This is a genomic window from Rhizobacter sp. (assembly GCF_031412495.1).
In the GTDB taxonomy this organism is placed as follows: domain Bacteria; phylum Pseudomonadota; class Gammaproteobacteria; order Burkholderiales; family Burkholderiaceae_C; genus Schlegelella_A.
In genome coordinates, this window is the sequence record NZ_JANODC010000528.1 from 1 (window position 1) to 2,226 (window position 2,226).

Consider the following 2,226-nt stretch of genomic DNA (forward strand, 5'->3'; position numbering starts at 1 on the left):
CGGCGACATCAACATCGCGCACAAGGAGATCGACCTCCGGAACTGGAAGGGCAACCGCAAGAACAGCGGCTTCCTGCCCGAGGAGCGCGCCTGGATGACGCGGCTGTTCGAGGAGCTCGGCTTCGTCGACGTGTTCCGCACGCTCAACCCGCACCCCGAGCAGTACACCTGGTGGAGCAACCGCGGCCAGGCCCGGGCGAAGAACGTCGGCTGGCGCCTCGACTACCACCTGGCGACGCCCGCCGTCGCCACCCTCGCGACGCGCGAGCACATCTACCTCGAGCAGCGCTTCAGCGACCACGCGCCGCTCGTCATCGACTACGACTTCAAACTATGACCCCCACCGCCATGAACCTGGACGCCATCGAGATCGAGACCGCGCCGAACCCGCGCGCCAGCATGATCATCCTGCACGGCCTCGGCGCCGACGGCAACGACTTCGTCCCTGTCGCGCACGAGCTCGACCTGGGGGCCGTCGGCCCGGTGCGCTTCGTCTTCCCGCATGCCCCGACTCGGCCGGTGACGATCAACGGCGGTCACGTGATGCGCGCCTGGTACGACATCTTCGGCTTCGACGCGACGCAGCGGCGCGAGGACGAGGCCGGGTTGCGCGACTCGCAGGCGCTGGTGGAGGCGTTCATCGCCAAGGAGAAGGAGCGCGGCGTCCCGGCGGGGCGGATCGTCCTGGCGGGGTTCAGCCAGGGCTGCGCGATGACGCTGATGACCGGGCTGCGGCACGGGGAGCGCTTGGCCGGCCTGGTCGGACTGTCCGGCTACCTGCCCCTGGCGTCGTTGCTCGCGGCCGAGCGGCACTCGGCCAACCACGACGTGCCGATCTTCCTGGCGCACGGGACGCAGGATCCGGTGATCCCGATCGCGCGGGCCCGGGAGTCGCGCGACGCGCTCGTCGGGGCCGGGCACACGGTGGAGTGGCACGAGTACCCGATGCCGCACTCGGTGTGCGGGCCGGAGATCGTCGACCTGAACCGGTGGCTGATCGGCGTCCTTCGACGTTGACGTGACCTGCGCCGCGAGCTGACGGCTCTCAGCGCGTAGTGGAACCCGTCGGCGGCCCGAAGCGCACCTCGGGCTTGTCGGCCCTCGCGTAGAGCCCCGCCACCTGCGGAATGGCGCGCTGGATGTCGCTGATCCGGGTCGGGCCCGAGGGGTGCGTGCTGAGGAACTCGAGCTTGCCGCCCTTGCTCGCCGCGGCCATCTTCTGCCACAGCGTCACGCCGGCCTGCGGGTCGTAGCCGGCGCGAGCGGCGAGCTCGAGGCCGATCAGGTCGGCCTCGCTCTCGTCGTCGCGGCCGAAGCGAAGCGTCAGGAGCTGACCGCCCATGTCGGCGAGCAGGCGCCCGCCGCTGCCGAGGCCGAAGATCGCGGCGCCGATCTCGATCGCGCCCCGCGTCGCCATGTTCTTGCCCATCTGCTCGCGCGCGTGCTCGCGCAGCGCGTGGGTCATCTCGTGGCCCATGATCATCGCCACCTCGTCGTCGCTCAGCTTGAGGCGGTCGAGGATGCCGAAGTAGAAGACGATCTTGCCGCCGGGCATGCAGAAGGCGTTGATGGCGCGGCTGCCGAGGAGGTTGACCTCCCAGCGCCAGTCGCGGGCGCGTGCATTCCATTCGTAGGTATGCGGGATCAGCCGCTTGGCGATCGTGCGCAGCCGCTGCACCTGCGGGTGGCTCTCGGGCGCGAGCGCGCCCTTCTGGGCGGCGCCGTTGAGCATCGACGCGTACTGCCCGGTCGCCGCCCGCTCGATCTGATCGGCGGGAACCAGCTTCGAGAGCGTCGACGGGCGCCCGACCTCGACGCCTTCGCGGGCCAGCACTGTGCCGGTCGCGGCGACCGCGGCGCCGGCGCCGAGCAGGCGGACGAACAGGCGCCGGTCGGGTCGGGCGCAGCAGCGGCACTCGGGCAGGACGAGGCGAAGCGGGGCGTCAGGCATGGCCGGAAGGAGCGTCGGGAGGCTCTTCCAGCATAGCAATCTGCGGCCGCATCGTGATCAGAAGGGCCAGGGCCGGGAGCGCGGCGATGGTCGAGACGACGAAGAAGGTCGGCCAGCCGATCGACAGCACCAGTACGCCGGCGAGCGGGCCGACCCAGACCCGGCCGACCGAGGCGAAGGCGCTGAGCAGGGCGAACTGGGTCGCGCTGAAGCGCCGGTTGCACAGGCTCATCAGGAAGGCCACGAAGGCCGCCGTGCCCATTCCGCTGGAGATG

The 2,226-nt window shown here is 70.7% G+C and carries 3 protein-coding genes and 1 pseudogene; 2 read left to right on the forward strand and 2 right to left on the reverse strand.

All coding sequences use genetic code 11. From position 1 onward, the window contains the following. Both AC30N0_RS19675 and AC30N0_RS19680 read left to right on the forward strand, forming a co-directional pair. On the forward strand, window positions 1-337 hold a 337-nt coding region (locus AC30N0_RS19675; protein ID WP_489519574.1), incomplete at its 5' end, for an exodeoxyribonuclease III. Window positions 338-348: 11 nt separating this feature from the next. Continuing rightward, on the forward strand, window positions 349-1,017 hold the full coding sequence (locus tag AC30N0_RS19680) for an alpha/beta hydrolase (RefSeq protein WP_489519575.1): 669 nt from the start codon (window positions 349-351) through the stop codon (window positions 1,015-1,017). Window positions 1,018-1,045: 28 nt separating this feature from the next. On the opposite strand, the gene AC30N0_RS19685 is transcribed toward AC30N0_RS19680, so the two are convergent. Continuing rightward, window positions 1,046-1,951: a M48 family metallopeptidase gene (locus AC30N0_RS19685; RefSeq protein WP_489519576.1), complete on the reverse strand. Its 906-nt coding sequence runs from the start codon at window positions 1,949-1,951 to the stop codon at window positions 1,046-1,048. Next, a pseudogene (locus tag AC30N0_RS19690) lies at window positions 1,944-2,226 on the reverse strand (MFS transporter); the annotation flags it as partial. The pseudogene AC30N0_RS19690 and the gene AC30N0_RS19685, both read right to left, overlap by 8 nt.

Bases quoted from the DNA above. Each gene is read 5' to 3' on its own strand.
- AC30N0_RS19680 (WP_489519575.1), top strand. From the start codon at position 349: ATGAACCTGGACGCCATCGAGATCGAGACCGCGCCGAACCCGCGCGCC.
- AC30N0_RS19685 (WP_489519576.1), bottom strand. From the start codon at position 1,951: ATGCCTGACGCCCCGCTTCGCCTCGTCCTGCCCGAGTGCCGCTGCTGC.